Annotated in this window: 14 protein-coding genes and 1 pseudogene; 1 reads left to right on the top strand and 14 read right to left on the bottom strand. The window is 74.7% G+C overall.

Annotated features, from left to right (window positions below; translation table 11 throughout):
• Positions 1-141 precede the first annotated feature (141 nt).
• The 8 genes from dxr to rpsB all read right to left on the bottom strand — a co-directional run bounded on the left by dxr (position 142) and on the right by rpsB (position 7,245).
• On the bottom strand, positions 142-1,326 hold the full coding sequence (gene dxr / locus KJP73_RS05275; RefSeq protein WP_213281752.1) for a 1-deoxy-D-xylulose-5-phosphate reductoisomerase: 1,185 nt from the start codon (positions 1,324-1,326) through the stop codon (positions 142-144).
• Positions 1,327-1,351: 25 nt separating this feature from the next.
• Positions 1,352-1,912, bottom strand: coding sequence for a DivIVA domain-containing protein (locus tag KJP73_RS05280; protein ID WP_249669118.1), 561 nt, complete (start codon positions 1,910-1,912; stop codon positions 1,352-1,354).
• On the bottom strand, positions 1,909-3,039 hold the full coding sequence (gene rlmN / locus KJP73_RS05285; protein ID WP_213281753.1) for a 23S rRNA (adenine(2503)-C(2))-methyltransferase RlmN: 1,131 nt from the start codon (positions 3,037-3,039) through the stop codon (positions 1,909-1,911). Before rlmN ends, KJP73_RS05280 begins: the two co-directional genes overlap by 4 nt.
• A gap of 33 nt (positions 3,040-3,072) precedes the next feature.
• A complete protein-coding gene (locus KJP73_RS05290; protein ID WP_213281754.1) occupies positions 3,073-3,927 on the bottom strand; it encodes a phosphatidate cytidylyltransferase in 855 nt (284 codons plus the stop codon).
• Positions 3,927-4,484, bottom strand: coding sequence for a ribosome recycling factor (frr, locus tag KJP73_RS05295; protein ID WP_213281755.1), 558 nt, complete (start codon positions 4,482-4,484; stop codon positions 3,927-3,929). Before frr ends, KJP73_RS05290 begins: the two co-directional genes overlap by 1 nt.
• Positions 4,485-4,554: 70 nt before the next feature.
• The gene (gene pyrH / locus KJP73_RS05300; protein ID WP_249669119.1) at positions 4,555-5,277 is read right to left on the bottom strand and encodes a UMP kinase; all 723 of its coding nucleotides are present in this window, start codon (positions 5,275-5,277) and stop codon (positions 4,555-4,557) included.
• A gap of 95 nt (positions 5,278-5,372) precedes the next feature.
• On the bottom strand, positions 5,373-6,212 hold the full coding sequence (tsf, locus tag KJP73_RS05305; protein WP_213281756.1) for a translation elongation factor Ts: 840 nt from the start codon (positions 6,210-6,212) through the stop codon (positions 5,373-5,375).
• A gap of 46 nt (positions 6,213-6,258) precedes the next feature.
• Positions 6,259-7,245 (bottom strand): 30S ribosomal protein S2, encoded by a 987-nt coding sequence (gene rpsB / locus KJP73_RS05310; protein WP_213281757.1) that lies wholly within the window; start codon positions 7,243-7,245, stop codon positions 6,259-6,261.
• A 432-nt stretch (positions 7,246-7,677) separates the two neighbouring features.
• Between rpsB and KJP73_RS05315 the strand changes: the two are divergent.
• Positions 7,678-8,163 (top strand): annotated as a pseudogene (locus tag KJP73_RS05315) (M23 family metallopeptidase); the annotation flags it as partial.
• A 57-nt stretch (positions 8,164-8,220) separates the two neighbouring features.
• On the opposite strand, the gene whiG reads toward KJP73_RS05315, so the two are convergent.
• The 6 genes from whiG to KJP73_RS05345 all read right to left on the bottom strand — a co-directional run bounded on the left by whiG (position 8,221) and on the right by KJP73_RS05345 (position 14,175).
• Complete coding sequence (gene whiG, locus KJP73_RS05320) at positions 8,221-9,231, bottom strand: RNA polymerase sigma factor WhiG (protein WP_213281758.1); 1,011 nt, start codon at positions 9,229-9,231, stop codon at positions 8,221-8,223.
• Positions 9,232-9,251: 20 nt separating this feature from the next.
• Entirely contained in the window at positions 9,252-10,148 is an 897-nt protein-coding gene (locus tag KJP73_RS05325) for a tyrosine recombinase XerC (RefSeq protein ID WP_213281799.1), read from the bottom strand.
• Positions 10,149-10,422: 274 nt separating this feature from the next.
• The gene (gene dprA / locus KJP73_RS05330; protein ID WP_213281759.1) at positions 10,423-11,808 is read right to left on the bottom strand and encodes a DNA-processing protein DprA; all 1,386 of its coding nucleotides are present in this window, start codon (positions 11,806-11,808) and stop codon (positions 10,423-10,425) included.
• A complete protein-coding gene (locus KJP73_RS05335) occupies positions 11,808-13,337 on the bottom strand; it encodes a YifB family Mg chelatase-like AAA ATPase (RefSeq protein WP_213281760.1) in 1,530 nt (509 codons plus the stop codon). The genes dprA and KJP73_RS05335 overlap by 1 nt, the downstream gene beginning before the upstream one ends.
• Positions 13,337-13,738 carry a YraN family protein gene (locus tag KJP73_RS05340; protein WP_213281761.1) on the bottom strand — a complete coding sequence of 134 codons (402 nt, stop codon included), beginning with the start codon at positions 13,736-13,738 and terminating at the stop codon, positions 13,337-13,339. The genes KJP73_RS05335 and KJP73_RS05340 overlap by 1 nt, the downstream gene beginning before the upstream one ends.
• A gap of 113 nt (positions 13,739-13,851) precedes the next feature.
• Positions 13,852-14,175: a DUF2469 domain-containing protein gene (locus KJP73_RS05345; protein ID WP_213281762.1), complete on the bottom strand. Its 324-nt coding sequence runs from the start codon at positions 14,173-14,175 to the stop codon at positions 13,852-13,854.
• Positions 14,176-14,200 lie beyond the last annotated feature (25 nt).

A 14,200-nucleotide genomic window follows, 5' to 3' on the forward strand; every position in this document is an offset into this window, starting at 1 on the left:
AAGCCTTCGTCGGCAGCGTCGGATGTGTATAAGAGCCAGCTCCCGCCCTGCCCCGCGAGGTCGTCAGTCCCGCACGAGGTCGTCACTCCCACGGGACGACCTCGCGCCGATGTGACGACCTCGGCGGGCGTGACGTCAGGGTCAGCGCGCGGCGATCCGCTCGCCCGCACGGGCCCGCGCCCACTCCTCGGCCGCGTGCACGTCCCCGACCTCCCGCACCGGGCCGCCGGCGTGCTCCGCGAGCACCTCCTCCACGGTGGCCACGACGTCGAGGAACCCGATCCGCCCCGCGAGGAACGCCGCGACGGCCTCCTCGTTCGCCGCGTTGTACACCGCCGGGTGCGTCGGCGACGCCGCGACCGCCGCCCGGGCCAGCGCCACGGCGCCGAACGTGTCCTCGTCGAGCGGCTCGAACGTCCACGACCCCGCCCGGGTCCAGTCGCAGGGCGCCGCGGCGTCCGGCACGCGGTCCGGCCACGACAGCCCCAGGGCGATCGGCAGCCGCATGTCCGGCGGGGAGGCCTGCGCGATCGTCGAGCCGTCTGCGAACTCGACCATCGAGTGCACGACCGACTGCGGGTGCACGACCACCTGGATGTCCGCGACCGGCACGTCGAACAGCAGGTGAGCCTCGATGAGCTCCAGGCCCTTGTTCACCAGCGTCGCCGAGTTGATCGTCACGACCGGCCCCATGGCCCACGTGGGGTGCGCGAGGGCCTGCTCGGGCGTCACGTCCGCCAGCTCGGCGCGGGTGCGGCCCCGGAACGGCCCGCCGGAGGCCGTCAGCACCAGCCGCCGGACCTCGCTGCGCGCACCCCCGCGCAGGCACTGGGCGATCGCGGAGTGCTCGGAGTCGACCGGCACGACCTGGCCGGGCCGCTGCACCGCCGCACGGACCAGCGGGCCGCCGGCGACCAGGGACTCCTTGTTCGCCAGCGCCAGGGTGCTGCCGGCACCGAGTGCGGCGAGCGTGGGGCCCAGGCCGACCGACCCGGTGATCCCGTTCAGCACGACGTCGGCCCCGCGGGCGGCGAGCTGCGTGGCGGCGTCCGGGCCGGTCAGCACCTCGACGCCCATCTGCCGCAGCCCGGCGTCGGCGGACGCGCGGACGAGCTCGGCGAACACCGTCCCGGCGGCGTCCGGGTCGGCGACGGCGACCGTCTGCGCCCCGAGGGCGACGGCCTGCCGCGCGAGCGCCGCCGGGTCCGCACCGCCGGCGCTCAGGCCGGTGACCCGGAACCGCCCGGGGTTGCGCGTGATGACGTCGACGGCCTGGGTGCCGATCGATCCGGTGGAGCCGAGCAGGACGACGGAGCGGGGGTTCATCCGCCCCATCCTGCCCGAGGGGACGTCACTCGGCGGCGAGCAGCACGTCCACGGCACGCTCGAGGAACGCGTCGACCGGGCCCTCGGCGTAGGCGCGGGCGCCCTTGGCCCGCCCGAACACCGCCGAGCGCACGTCCTGCGCGGCGAGCGGGACGTTCTTGTCGAAGTAGTCGACCAGCCGGCGGCACAGGGCGTCGACGTCGGCGGCGGCGTACCCGGGCTGGCGCCCCTTCGGCGGGGCGAACCGCTCGCCGTCGGGGCGCGTGAGCCGGCCGTAGAGCGACCGGGCCTGCTCGGCGAGCTGGTCCAGCCACGCCTGGCGGCCGCGCTCCGCGATGAAGTCCGCCCGGGCGCGGGCGACGAACGCCGCCTCCAGCCGGTCGAGCGCGGCGTCGACGGCGGTGGTCGAGTAGCCGCGCCGGACGAGGTCGAACGCCACGGTGCGCACGTCCTTGCTGGACAGCGCCCCGGCCGGCCCCTGCTCGTAGACCGTGCGCGCGTGCGTGAAGAAGTCGTCGACCTCCTCGGGGTGGTACCCCGTCCGCACGCCCGTCACCCGCCGGAACATGGCGCCGTTCGCGCTCATGCCTCGTCCTCCTCCGCCGCCAGCTGGCCGCACGCCCCGTCGATGTCGCTGCCACGGGTGTCCCGGACCGTCGTGGGGATCCCGTGTGCGCGCAAGCGTGCCACGAACTCCTGCTCGACCGCGGGATCGCTGGCCGTCCACTTCGACCCGGGCGTCGGGTTCAGCGGGATCGGGTTGCAGTGCACCCAGCCACGGCCGCGCCGGTTGAGCTCCGTGCCGAGCAGGTCCGCGCGCCACGCCTGGTCGTTGATGTCCTTCATCAGCGCGTACTCGATGGACACCCGGCGGCCGGTCGCCTGGAAGTACTCGTAGGCGACGTCGATCGTCTCCTTGACGCTCCAGCGCGTGTTGATCGGCACCAGCTCGTTGCGGAGCTCGTCGTCCGGGGCGTGCAGCGAGAGCGCCAGCGTGACGGGGATGCCCTCGCCCGCGAGCTTGCGCATGGCGGGCACGAGGCCGACGGTCGAGACCGTGATGTTCCGGGCCGACATGCCCAGGCCCTCCGGGACCGGGGCGACCAGCCGCCGGACGGTCTCCATGACGGTCTTGTAGTTCGCGAGCGGCTCGCCCATGCCCATGAACACGACGTTCGACAGGCGGGTCGGGCCACCGGGCACCTCGCCCGCGGCGAGCGACGCGGCGGCGCTGCGCACCTGCTCGACGACCTCCGCGGTCGACAGGTTGCGGGTCAGGCCCAGCTGCCCCGTCGCGCAGAACGGGCACGCCATGCCGCAGCCGGCCTGGCTCGAGACGCACAGCGTCGACCGGTGCGCGTACCGCATGAGCACGGACTCCACCTTGGCGCCGTCGAACAGGTGCCACAGCGTCTTGACCGTGGTCCCGCCGTCGGCCTGCAGCGTCCGGGCCGCGGTGAGCAGCGGCGGGAACAGGGCCTCGACGAGCTTGTCGCGGCTGGCGGCCGGCAGGTCCGTCATCGCCGCCGGGTCGGCGGTCAGGTGGCTGAAGTAGTGCGTCGCGAGCTGCTTGGCCCGCAGCGGCTTCTCGCCCAGCGCCGTGACGGCCTCCACGCGCTCGGCGGGCGTGAGGTCGACGAAGTGCTTCGGCGGCTTGCCGCGGGCGCCCCGGGTCGGGGCCGACAGGTTGAGTGCGACAGGCGTGGCGCTCACGCGGTCCTCCTCGGGGGTTCGTGGTCGGTCAGGTCAGGCAGCGAGCGGCTGCAGCGCTTCGAGCAGCAGGTAGACGACGGGCGCGGCGAGGAGCATCGAGTCGATGCGGTCCAGCACCCCGCCGTGCCCCGGGAGCAGCGTGCCCATGTCCTTGAGCTCGAGGTCCCGCTTGATCATCGACTCGCCCAGGTCGCCGAGCGTGGCCACCGCGACGGTCGCGACGCCCAGCAGCGCCCCCACCGCGGGATCGCCCCCGAACATCAGGTGCACGCCCAGCACGCCGACCACGCAGGCCAGCACCACCGAGCCGAGCAGACCCTCCCAGGTCTTCTTCGGGCTGACCGACGGGGCCAGCGGGTGCCGCCCGATCAGCACACCGACCACGTAGCCGCCGGTGTCGTTCGCGACGCACAGCAGGATGAACAGGGCCACCCGCCACGCGCCGTCCTCCGTGGCCAGCAGCAGCATCACGAAGCCCGCCATCAGCGGGAGGTACGCCGCGGCGAACACCCCCGCGGTCGCGTCCCGCACGGCCCGCGGCCCGCTGCCGTCCAGCACCCGCCAGACGACGATGCCGCCGACCGTCAGGACGAACGCGACGAACAGCGCCTCCATTCCCGCGACGTACGCGGAGACGAGGATGCCGACGTCGCCGACGAGCAGCGGGAGCACCGGGATGTGCACGCCCCGGCGCGCGAACGCCTGCGCGAGCTCCCACAGCCCCGCCCCCACCGCGAGGACCGCGACGAGGCCGAAGACCTCCTTGCGGAGGAACAGGGACGCGGCGACCGCGACCAGCAGCGCCAGCCCGACGGCGACGGCGACGGGCAGGTCACGCCCGGCACGCGAGGTGCCCGGCGCGGGAGCGACGGCGGGGTGGACGGACATCAGACCTCGAGCAGCTCGCTCTCCTTGGACGACAGCAGCGCGTCGACGAGGTCGACGTGGCGCTTGGTCAGCCCCTCGAGCTCCTTCTCCGCCCGGGTCACCTCGTCCTCGCCGGCCTCGCCGTCCTTCACCAGGCGGTCCAGCTCGTCCTTCGCACGGCGGCGGACGTTGCGCAGGGAGACGCGCGCGTCCTCCGCCTTCGTCTTCGCCAGCTTCACGAACTCCTTGCGCCGCTCCGTGGTGAGCGCCGGCAGGCTGACCCGGATGACGTTGCCGTCGTTCGTCGGGTTCACGCCGAGGTCGGAGTCCCGCAGCGCCTTCTCGATGCCCTGCATCGACGACTTGTCGAACGGCGTGATGAGGATGGTGCGCGCCTCGGTCACGTTGAACGACGCGAGCTGCTGCAGCGGCGTCGGGCTGCCGTAGTAGTCGACCGTGATCTTGTTGAACATCGCCGCGTTGGCACGACCCGTGCGGATGGCGGCGAAGTCCTCCTTGGCGACCTCGACGGCCTTGTCCATCTTCTCCTCGGCCTCGAGGAGGATCTCGTCGATCACGGTGGCTCCTTCAGTCATGGTCCTGCGGGGGTGTGCGGGTGGGCGGCTGCGGGCAGGCGCGCCGAGGAGGTCAGTCCTCGGTGACCAGCGTCCCGATCTTCTCACCCCGGAGCACGCGGGTGACGTTGCCGGGCTCCTCGAGCCCGAACACGCGCATCCGCACGCCGTTGTCGCGGCACATCGACAGGGCCGTGGAGTCCATGACCCCGAGCTCCTGCACGATCGCCTCGGTGTAGGTGAGGTGGTCCAGCTTGGTCGCCGTCGGGTCGGTGCGGGGGTCCGCGGTGTAGACGCCGTCCACGCCGTTCTTGCCCATCAGCACCTCGTCGCAGTGCGTCTCCAGGGCGCGCTGCACGCAGACGGTGTCGGTCGAGAAGTACGGCATGCCGGCGCCGGCGCCGAAGATGACGACGCGGCCCTTCTCCAGGTGGCGGATCGCCCGCAGCGGGATGTACGGCTCGGCGACCTGCCCCATCGTGATGGCGGTCTGCACCCGGGTGTCCACGCCGGCCTGCTCCAGGAAGTCCTGCAGCGCCAGGCAGTTCATCACGGTGCCGAGCATGCCCATGTAGTCCGCGCGCGCCCGGTCCAGGCCGTTCTGCGCCAGCTCCGCGCCGCGGAAGAAGTTGCCGCCGCCGCAGACGATCGCGACCTGCACGCCGTCGGCGACCGCGGCGCTGATCTCCGCGGCGACGCGGCGGACCACCACGGGGTCCAGGCCGATCGAGCCGCCGCCGAACGCCTCGCCCGAGAGCTTCAGCAGCACCCGCCGGGGCTGGGTCTCGTCCGTCACGGGTGAACCTCCAGGTCGTCGGCGGGGATGGTGCGAGGTGACCTCGCGCCGGTGGCCCCGGCCCTGTCGGGCCGGGGCCACCGGGTCGTGCGTGGTCAGGCGCCGACGCGGAACCGGACGAAGCCGGTGACGGAGCCACCGACCTCGGCCAGCACCTGGGCGACCGACTTCTTCGAGTCCTTCGCGAACGGCTGGTCCAGCAGGACGACGTCCTTGAAGTAGCCGGTCAGGCGGCCCTCGACGATCTTCGCGAGCGCGGCCTCGGGCTTGCCCTCGTTGCGGGCGGTCTCCTCGGCGATGCGACGCTCGTTCTCGACCGTCTCGGCCGGGACCTCGTCACGCGTCAGGTAGGACGGCGAGAACGCGGCGATGTGCGTCGCGATGTCGCGGGCCACCTCGGCGCCCTTGGCGTCGGTCGCGACGAGCACGCCGACCTGCGGGGGGAGGTCCTTGTTCACCTTGTGCAGGTAGACGGTGACCTTCTCGCCGGCCACGCGGGCCACGCGGCGCACGACGACCTTCTCGCCCAGCACGGCGGCCGTCTCGTCGACGACCTCCTGCAGGGACTTGCCCTCGGCGTCGGCCGAGAGCAGCGCGTCCGCGTCACGGGCGCCGCTCGCGACGGCGGTCTGCAGGACCTTCTCCGCCAGGGTGATGAAGGTGGCGTTCTTCGCGACGAAGTCCGTCTCGGAGTTGACCTCGACGATCACGCCGACCTCGTCCTCGCCGTCGCCGGCGGTGACGACCTCGGCGGCGACCAGGCCGTCGGAGGCCGAGCGGCCCTCGCGCTTGCTGACGCCCTTCAGGCCCTTGACGCGGATGATCTCGAGCGCCTTGTCGGCGTCGCCACCCGCCTCCTCCAGGGCCTTCTTGACGTCGAGCATGCCGGCGCCGGTCTTCTCGCGCAGCGCCTTGATGTCAGCCAGGTTTGCCATCTGTGCTTCCGTCCTTCTCGTCAGTGCGTGTGAGTGGCGGACCGGGTCACTTGGACTCGGCGTCGCCCTCGGACTCGGCGGCGGCGATCTCCTCGGCGGCACCAGCGGCAGCGGCGTCGACCGCGGGGGCGGCGTCCTGGCCCGGGGTGGCGGCACCCTCGGCGGGGCCGGCCTCGCCGACCGGGGCGACCGGGTCACCGGCGGCAGCAGCCGTGGCGGCGGACTCGGGGGTCGCGTCGGAGGCGAGGGACTCCTCGGCGCCGGCGAGCAGCTCGCGCTCCCACTCGGCCAGCGGCTCGGCCTCGGCCGGGGCCGAGTCGGCGCCGCCACCCTGGCGGGCGGAGTGACGCTGCATGGTGCCCTCGGCGGCGGCGTCCGCGATCACGCGGGTCAGCAGCTGCACGGCGCGGATGGCGTCGTCGTTGCCCGGGATCGGGTAGTCCACGACGTCCGGGTCGCAGTTCGTGTCGAGGATCGCGACGATCGGGATGCCGAGCTTGCGCGCCTCGTCGACGGCGAGGTGCTCCTTGTTCGTGTCGACGATCCACACGGCGGACGGCGTGCGGGTCATGTCCCGGATGCCGCCGAGCGTCTTCGCGAGCTTGTCCTTCTCGCGACGCATGATCAGGAGCTCCTTCTTGGTGAAGGCGCTGCCCGCGACGTCGTCGAAGTCGATGAGCTCGAGCTCCTTGAGGCGCTGCAGGCGCTTGTTCACCGTCTGGAAGTTGGTGAGCATGCCACCGAGCCAGCGCTGGTTCACGTACGGCATGCCGACGCGGGCGGCCTGCTCGGCCACCGGCTCCTGCGCCTGCTTCTTGGTGCCGACGAACAGGATGCTGCCGCCGTGGGCGACGGTCTCCTTGACGAAGTCGTACGCGCGGTCGATGTAGGACAGCGACTGCTGCAGGTCGACGATGTAGATGCCGTTGCGCTCGGTGAAGATGAAGCGCTTCATCTTGGGGTTCCAGCGGCGGGTCTGGTGCCCGAAGTGGACACCGCTCTCGAGCAGCTGGCGCATGGTCACGACGGCCATGGCACGTCCTTCCGGCGCACCCCAGCGGGGGCGCGCTCACTGTTCGCGGGCCCGCCTGGGCGCACCCGCTGATCCGGTTGTCGGCGCCGTCCGGGTCGGGCGGCACCCCTGGCGTCACGCCCACGCTGGCGCCGGGCGAACCCGGACCGCTGCCAGCGTCGGCCCTCCGGCACGCACCCGTACCGCGGACGGTGGGGGTGCGGGACGTCGGTGATGACGCGCGATGTCGACCGGCACGCACCGGTCGCAAGGAGGAGTCTACCGGACAGCCGTGAGCCCCCGGGACAGCGCGGTCCGCGCGGTGCCGCCGCGCTGGGCGGGCTGCTCCACGACTCGTCGCCGAGCCGTCCACAGGCCGCGGGCACCCGCGTCCTCCCCAGGACCGTACCCCGCGGCCCGTGCTTGGCACCCGGCGCCCGGCACCGTCGTCCCATGCCGTCCCGCCGCGTCCTCCCCCGGACCTTCCCCCGGACCCTCGTCCTGGTGCTCGTGGTCGCTGCCCTCGCCGCGCTCGCACCGGCCGTCCTGCCGGCGCGCACCGCACCCGCCGCGCCAGGCTCCGGGCCGTCCCGGGAACCGTGGTCGGCCCCCGTCGAGCCCGTCGCGGTGGTGCAGGCCTTCGACGGCCCGTCCGCCCGGTGGGCCGCCGGGCACCGCGGGGTCGACCTGGACGCACCCGCGGGCACGCCGGTGCGGGCGCCACGTGCCGGGACGGTGACGTTCGCCGGCGTGGTGGTCGACCGTCCCGTGCTGACGGTGCTGCACGACGACGGGCTGCGCAGCTCGGTGGAGCCCGTGACCGCCGCCGTGCGGCCCGGTGACCGCGTCGGCGCCGGGGCCCTGCTCGGTGTCGTCGGGCCGGGGCGGAGCCACTGCACACCCACGTGCCTGCACTGGGGCGTGCGCGACGGCGAGACCTACCTCGACCCGGTGCTCCTGCTGCGCGGCGGGCCGGTGGTGCTGCTCAGCCGCGGGTCAGCCGCGGTCGGCCTCCGTGAGGCGCGCGCGCAGCCGGAGCATCGCCGCGGTGTGCATCTGCGAGATCCGGGACTCGGTCACGCCGAGCACCCGGCCGATCTCGGCGAGCGTCATGCCCTCGTAGTAGTAGAGGACCAGGACGAGCTTCTCGCGCTCGCCGAGCTGGTCGATCGCCCGGGCCAGCAGGAACTTGGTCTCCTGGGCCTCGAACGAGTTCTCCGGGTCGGGCGTGCGGTCGTCACCGAGCGTGTCCAGCAGCGACAGCCGGTCGCCGCGGTCCTCGCCGCCACCGAGCAGCTCGTCGAGCGCGGCGACGTTGACGGTCGACAGCTGGGTGAACAGGGCACGGAGCTCCCGGATGTCGATCTGCAGCCGCGCCGCGACCTCGCCCTCGGTCGGGACCCGGTGCAGCTCGCTCTCCAGCTCGGCGTAGGCGCGGTCGACCGCGCGGGCCTTCGTGCGGACCGAGCGCGGGATCCAGTCCATCGCGCGCAGCTCGTCGATGATCGCGCCGCGGATGCGCGAGCTGGCGTAGGTCTCGAACTTCACCGAGCGGCCCGGCTCGTACTTCTCGATCGCGTCGATCAGGCCGAACATCCCGTACGAGACGAGGTCCGCCTGCTCGACCATCGCGGGCAGGCGCATGCCGACACGGCCGGCGACCGCGGTGACCAGCGGCGCGTAGTGCAGGATCAGCCGCTCCCGGACCAGGCGGTCGCCCCCGGACTTGAACAGCTGCCAGTCCAGGGCGACCTGGTCTACGGCCGGCTCGGTCAGCTCGTCCAGGTCGTCGTCGACGACGGCGGTGAGCGTGACGACGACCCCCAGGAGGTCGGCCTCCTCGACCTCGACGACCGCGAGAGCCGTCGCCGTGTCGGAGTCCAGCGGCTCGACGTCGAGGTCGCCCTCGACGACCTGCTGGCGCGGGATGACCCCCAGCGGCGCGCTCGTGCCACGACGCTGCGTGGCGACAGCCAGCGGGACGGTGTCCTCAGCCGTGACTGACATGGGGCTCTCCATCTCGGGGGTCATGCGCGGGGGTGTGCTTGCTCGAACGACGCGCGGAGGCGGTCCGCGGTCACGTGGGTGTAGCGCTGGGTGGTCGCGAGGCTGGCGTGACCCAGCACCTCCTGCACGCTGCGCAGGTCGGAGCCACCCTCCAGCAGGTGCGTCGCCACCGAGTGTCGCAGAGCGTGGGGCGCGACGTCGTCCACTTCTGCCAGCCGGGCGATCTCGTGCACGACCTGCCGCAGCTGCCGCTGGTCCGCGCGGGCCCCGCGACGGCCCAGGAGCAGCGCGGGACCGGACGTGGGCGTCGCCAGCGCGGGGCGCCCGCGGGTCAGCCAGGCCTCGGCCGCGTCGACCGCCGGCTCACCGACGGGGACCACGCGCTGCTTGTCGCCCTTGCCGGTGACCCGGAGCGTCCGGGACCCGAGGTCCAGGTCGTCGACGTCCGCGCCGCTCAGCTCGCCGACCCGCACACCGGTGGCGTACAGCAGCTCGAGGGCCGCCCAGTCCCGCAGGTGCACGGCGTCGCCGTCGTCCGCGCGGACGCGGGCGGTGTCGAGCAGCGCCGCCGCCGAGCCCTGGTCCAGGACCGTCGGCAGGTGCGAGGCGGGACGGGCGCTCGCGAGGCGCAGCGCCGGGTCCTGCGCGACCCGGCCCGTGCGTGCCGCCCAGGCGAAGAACGTCCGGGCCGCCGCACCGCGCCGGGCGAGCGTCGCGCGGCTGCGCCGGGAGGCGGCCATCGCGGCCAGCCAGCCGCGCAGGACGGCGATGTCGACGGCCGTGAGGTCCGGGACGCCGTGGCGACGCGCGTAGCCCGCGAGGTCCGCCAGGTCGGCCAGGTAGGCGCGCACGGTGTTCTCGGACAGGCCGCGCTGGGCCCGCAGATGGAGCGCGAACTCCTCGGCCACGGGGGTGATCCCCCGTGCCGTTCCCGCAGCCGCCCCCGTGTGCACGGGACTACGGTCACCCGTCACACCTCCGGGCGACAAGCGGTCTGTGGTGCGTTTCACCCACCCCTGTACGAATCACGGGCAAATGTCCGATTCGGTGTCCGATTTACATGCCCTTTCAGGCGTGTCCGGAAGTTCCCGCGTCCACCCTTCGGACGGTCCGCGTCCGGTCCCGTGTCCCCCGTCGGTGTGAATGCGTTTTCCAGGGCGTGCGAGGCGGCGTCTGGTGTGCCATGCCGCCTCACCGGTGGCCGGCCGAGCGGCGCTCCGGGGCGCGCCGCCACCCGCCGTCGACCCGCTGCGCCGCGCCGTCGAGCTCCAGCAGGCCGAGCGCCCCCGCCGTCTCCCGCGACGCCAGTCCCGCTCGCCGCGCCACCTCGCCGACCGCCAGGGCGCGGCGCTGCAGCAGCGCGTCGAGCACCCGCGAGGGGACGGTGTCCGCCCGGTCGGTGACCCCCGCTACGGCACTGGCGCCGCTGGCGCCGCTACCGCCGCTCCCGTCGAGTCCGTCCCGCCCGTCCAACCCGTCCCGCCCTGGCGCTGGTCCCGCGCCGCCGGCGGCACCCGTTCCCGCGCGCGAGCCTCCTCCGGGGTCGGCGGGGACGGGCCCGAGCAGGTCCAGCACCTCGTCGGTGTCCGTGACGCAGACCGCGGCGCCCTCCCTCAGCAGCCGGTGGCAGCCGGTCGACGCCATGGAGGTGACGGGACCGGGCACCGCGCCGAGGGGCCGGAGCAGCTCGGCGGCGCGGGCGGCCGTGCTCAGCGCCCCGGACCGCCACGCCGCCTCGACCACCACCGTCGCACCCGATACGGCCGCGATGAGCCGGTTGCGCTGGAGGAACCGGGAGCGCGTCGGCGGGGTGCCGGGAGGGCTCTCCGCGACGAGCGCGCCGCCGTCGGCCACCACCCGCTCGAGCAGGTCGCGGTTGCCCGCCGGCGACGGCCGGTCGATGCCGCCGGCAAGCAAGGCGACCGTCGGTCCGCCGGCCGCGAGCGCCCCGCGATGCGCGGCCACGTCGATGCCGTAGGCCCCGCCGGACACGACGGTCACTCCGTGGGACGCCAGCCCGCCGCCGAGCCCGACGGCGACGTGCTCGCCGTACGGGGTCGAGGCCCGGGCGCCCACCACGGCCACCGAGCGCCGGGTCAGCCCGTCCAGCGCGGCGCCGCCACGAACCCACAGGCACAGCGGCGCCAGGGGCCCCAGGTCGTCGAGCCGCGCGGGCCAGCCCGGTCCGCCGGGCACCAGCAGCACCCCGCCCTCGCGTGCCAGCGCGTCCAGCGCCCTCCTGGGGTCGAGGCCGTCGAGGCGGGGCGCCCAGCGCGGGAGCGCCCGCGAGAGGACGCGGACGGTCGCCGCCGCCGTGGCGCCACCCGACGCCGCGCCCACCGGCGTCGGTACCGTCGCACCCGCCTCCCCGGCGCCCCGCGCGTGCACGAGCCCGCGCAGCCGCTGCCACGCGGTCTCCGGAGCCTCGCCGACCGCCTGCGCCGCCCACCGGAGCGCGGTCGGCGCGCCCAGTGCGGTCACGACCGCCCCGGCCGCCGCGTCCCCGGGCTCCGCGACGATGCTCCACGCCGCGCGCGCCAGCAGCTCAGCCTCGGACGGGTGTGCCGCGCCGGGCATCACCCCACCTGCCCGCGGGTGCGCAGCGCGACGCCGGTCCCGATGTCGTTCCCGTCCGGCGCCGCGCGCCCGGCGAGGTCGGCGACGGTCCAGGCCAGCCGCAGCACCCGGTCGGCACCGCGGAGCGTGAGGCGCCCCTCGTCGACCGCGACGTCGACCGGCCGCAGGAGCCCCGGCGTCGCCCGCAGCCGCTCGCGCAGCACGCGGCCCGGGACGTCGGCGTTCACGCGCCACGGCGTGCCCGCCCAGCGGGCTGCCTGGGCGGCGCGCGCTGCCGCGACGCGGGCCGCCACCACCGCCGTCGACTCCCCCGCGCCGACCAGCGCGGCGCTCCGGACCGCGGGCACCTCGACCTGCACGTCCACCCGGTCGAGCAGCGGGCCGGAGATCTTGCCGAAGTACCGGCGGCGGTCCAGCGACGTGCACCGGCAGCCCAGCCCGTTGCCGACGGCCTGCCCGCACGGGCACGGGTTCGCCGCGAGGACCAGCTGGAACCGCGCCGGGTAGCGGGCCGCACCGCCGGACCGGTGGATCACGAGCTCGCCGTGCTCCAGCGGCTGCCGGAGCGTCTGCAGCACGGTGGTCGAGAACTCCGGGGCCTCGTCCATGAACAGCACACCCCGGTGCGCCCGTGACGCCGCGCCGGGTCGCGGGGTGCCGCTGCCACCGCCGACGATGCTCGCCGGCGTGGCGGTGTGGTGCGGGTCCTCGAACGGCGGGCGCCGGAGCAGCCCGTCTGTCGGGTCGAACGTGCCGGCGACCGAGTGCACGGCCGTGACCTCGACGGCGTCCTCCTCGGCGAGGTCCGGCAGCAGGCCGGGCAGCCGCGACGCGAGCATCGTCTTGCCCGCGCCGGGCGGCCCGACGAGCAGCAGGTGGTGCGCCCCGGCTGCGGCCACCTCGACCGCCGCCCGCGCCTCGTCCTGCCCGAGGACGTCGGCCAGGTCGCCCACCGGTGCCCGGCCGACGACCGCGTGCCGGCTCACGGCGACGGGGGCGACGTCGGGGACGGTGACGGTGCCGCCGTGCCGCCGCACCACCTCCGCGAGCGTGCTGCACCCGACGACCCGGGCGCCCGGCACCAGCGCGGCCTCGGCGACGTCCGCTGTCGGCACGACGACGTCCGGCCTGCCGGCGGCCACGGCGGCCGCCACGGCGGGCAGGACCCCCCGGACGGGCCGCAGGCGACCGTCCAGCCCGAGCTCGCCCAGGTGCACCGTCCGGGCGGCCTGCGCGGGGTCGAGCAGCTCGGCCGCCGCCAGGACGGAGACGGCGACCGCCAGGTCGAACGCGGGGCCGGACTTGGGCAGGGCGGCCGGCGAGAGGTTCACGGTCACCCGCCGATTCGGCCACGTCAGGCCGGTCGAGCCGATCGCCGCGCGGACCCGGTCCCGCGACTCGGCCAGCGACGCGTCGGGCAGGCCGACGAGCACGAAGGCCGGCAGGGACGCCGCGAGGTGCGCCTCGACCTCGACCACGGTGCCCGTCAGCCCGACCAGGCCGACGGCGAACGTCCGTCCGAGCGCCATCAGCCGACCCCCACCAGGTGCTCGACGCGCGGGGGCCCGTGCGGGACGAGCTCCACCGCCACCACGTCGAGCCGGACGCCGGTGCAGCGCACGTCGTGCTCCGCGAGCCACTGGGCGGTCAGCACGCGCATGCGACGCACCTTCGGCGGTGTCACGGCCTCCGCGGGCGTCCCGTACGCGCCGCTGCGCCGGGTCTTGACCTCGACGCCCACCACCTCGTCGACGCCGACGTCCAGCGCGACGACGTCGAGCTCACCGGCCCGGCCGTACCAGTTCCGGTCCAGCACCCGCCAGCCGAGGCCGAGCAGGTGCGCCGCGGCGAGGTCCTCCCCCAGCCGCCCGACCTGCTGCCGCGCGTCGCGCCGTCGTCCGTCCTGCCGTCGTCCGTCCTGTGCCCGCATCCGCGTCACCTCCGGGCACGACACTGCCCGGGGAGGTCACGCGGCTCGACCGGCTGGGGCCGATCCTGGGGACGACGCGCGCCGCCGCCCGTTGTGGACGGCTCGGTGCCCGCTCAGCGGGCGAAGCCGCTCCCGCTGCCGAGGTCCAGGTCCGCCTTGACCAGCTCCTCGACGTTGACGTCCTTGAACGTCACGACGCGCACCGACTTCACGAAGCGGGCGGAGCGGTAGACGTCCCACACCCACGCGTCGGCGAGCGTCAGCTCGAAGTAGACCTCGCCGGCCGCCGAGCGCACCTGCAGGTCGACGTGGTTGGCCAGGTAGAACCGGCGCTCGGTCTCCACGACGTACGAGAACAGGCCCACCGCGTCGCGGTACTCGCGATAGAGCGCGAGCTCCATCTCGGTCTCGTAGTTCTCCAGGTCTTCCGCGCTCACCCGACCATCATCCCCCATGCGGGGG

It is taken from the genome of Cellulomonas hominis (assembly GCF_901521055.1).
GTDB lineage: Bacteria > Actinomycetota > Actinomycetes > Actinomycetales > Cellulomonadaceae > Cellulomonas > Cellulomonas endometrii.

What these genes read in the sequence shown, in the direction of transcription:
- KJP73_RS05340 (WP_213281761.1), bottom strand. Translation starts at nt 13,738, where the DNA reads ATGCGGGCACAGGACGGACGACGGCAGGACGGACGACGGCGCGACGCG.
- rpsB (WP_213281757.1), bottom strand. Translation starts at nt 7,245, where the DNA reads ATGGCCGTCGTGACCATGCGCCAGCTGCTCGAGAGCGGTGTCCACTTC.
- KJP73_RS05335 (WP_213281760.1), bottom strand. Translation starts at nt 13,337, where the DNA reads ATGGCGCTCGGACGGACGTTCGCCGTCGGCCTGGTCGGGCTGACGGGC.
- KJP73_RS05280 (WP_249669118.1), bottom strand. Translation starts at nt 1,912, where the DNA reads ATGAGCGCGAACGGCGCCATGTTCCGGCGGGTGACGGGCGTGCGGACG.
- tsf (WP_213281756.1), bottom strand. Translation starts at nt 6,212, where the DNA reads ATGGCAAACCTGGCTGACATCAAGGCGCTGCGCGAGAAGACCGGCGCC.
- whiG (WP_213281758.1), bottom strand. Translation starts at nt 9,231, where the DNA reads ATGTCAGTCACGGCTGAGGACACCGTCCCGCTGGCTGTCGCCACGCAG.
- dxr (WP_213281752.1), bottom strand. Translation starts at nt 1,326, where the DNA reads ATGAACCCCCGCTCCGTCGTCCTGCTCGGCTCCACCGGATCGATCGGC.
- KJP73_RS05290 (WP_213281754.1), bottom strand. Translation starts at nt 3,927, where the DNA reads ATGTCCGTCCACCCCGCCGTCGCTCCCGCGCCGGGCACCTCGCGTGCC.
- dprA (WP_213281759.1), bottom strand. Translation starts at nt 11,808, where the DNA reads ATGCCCGGCGCGGCACACCCGTCCGAGGCTGAGCTGCTGGCGCGCGCG.